Raw genomic sequence first — 1348 nt, forward strand, 5'->3', positions numbered from 1 at the left:
TTAACGCCATTCCATAATATTTCGTACCTGTCATCAAAAAGGACTGCTGTGACGATTGTTTCTCCTTCCAATTGGCTCTGCTTCTCTATGAAAGCATTAAAACCGCCGATGGTATCGCTTTCCAGCCCTCCCATTGAACCACTCCTGTCAAGCAGAAAAATAATCTCTGTTAAATTCATGTTCATACATATCATCCTTTCAGTTTTTTGTTCATGTTATAATATTAGCCAAGTCAATCCATAATTTGGTCGCCTGTCAAGCGACATTTTGGGCGGGTACGGATCAGGGGGATGGTTCTCCTGATCTCTTTTAAGGGAGGATATGGATATGCTTGACGAAAAGCTGTTAATGGAACTACAGGAGTATGTCGAAAAACACCTAGAGCGGCTGGGTTATGTCCTTTATGAACCTGTAAGATATGATTCTATAGATACACTGGATACTGAATTAGATGTAAGACATGATTATATAGGTTTACCGGATACTGAATTAGAAAACTTTATTAAAGATAACCGCAAACCAACATTTCATCAGATATTATTCAGCTTCATTGATAAGAAAGGCGCCAGCGATTCAGATGTTTATAAAAGTGCCGGAGTAGACCGCAGGCACTTCTCTAAAATAAGGTCCAATCCCGATTACCGCCCCGGGAAAAATACTGTGATAGCGCTGGCCCTGGCCCTGGAACTGAATAAAAAAGAAACCGACAGGCTTTTAAGTGCCGCCGGTTACTCCTTATCTGAAAGCAACACATTTGATTTGATAATCATGTTCTTTCTGGAGAAAAAAATATATGATCTATACAGTGTCAATCAGGCTTTGGACTATTTCAGCCAAAAGCCGTTAGCCGGAGTGTTAGAGTAACAGCTCAGATCACCAAAACCGGAAAAACCGCAATGATTTAACCAGGACTTCATTTTTAAAAAAACCGAACCTAAGATGATGTGGAATTGCATGGTATCATCTACCAGAAATAATGTTAAAGATTTGAAGATTGATCCCTTATTCAAGCCCAGTCTGGAAAAAGTATATATCACCAAGTAAAGAACGGCTGGCCTAGAAAATAATCGACTCGCTATCCTCCCCTGGTTATACGGGAGGAGCAAACTCGAGGAGAAAAGCCCATCCCCTCGCAAAGGTACAGGTTACCACCCGAACACCCACCCTGTTTGCAAGGTGGGTTTCGTTTTATGCTCATCTTTACCAGTCCCTGCTGAACATATCCTCTCTGACATGGGGAATTGTGGCCAACTGCTCGACTCTTTCCAAAGAAATATTCAACTGATGACAAACATCTTTATCAAGTGATAGGTTTCGTCACGTTCAACGAGAATCGGAGGATTTTGAG

2 protein-coding genes are annotated in these 1348 nt (G+C 41.2%); one reads left to right on the plus strand and one right to left on the minus strand.

Going from position 1 to position 1348, the window contains the following annotated elements; genetic code table 11:
* Positions 1–185, minus strand: a 185-nt coding sequence (locus SSCH_RS06600; protein WP_044664777.1) for a vWA domain-containing protein, incomplete at its 3' end; no start/stop codon positions are given.
* Between the two features lie 142 nt (positions 186–327).
* On the opposite strand from SSCH_RS06600, the gene SSCH_RS06605 reads away from it, so the two are divergent.
* Positions 328–864: a hypothetical protein gene (locus SSCH_RS06605; RefSeq protein WP_044664778.1), complete on the plus strand. Its 537-nt coding sequence runs from the start codon at positions 328–330 to the stop codon at positions 862–864.
* Positions 865–1348: the final 484 nt, after the last annotated feature.

Source organism: Syntrophaceticus schinkii, from assembly GCF_000946815.1.
Lineage (GTDB): Bacteria > Bacillota > DSM-12270 > Thermacetogeniales > Thermacetogeniaceae > Syntrophaceticus > Syntrophaceticus schinkii.

Excerpts from the sequence above, each read along its gene's own strand:
- SSCH_RS06605 (WP_044664778.1), top strand. The coding sequence starts at position 328 with ATGCTTGACGAAAAGCTGTTAATGGAACTACAGGAGTATGTCGAAAAA.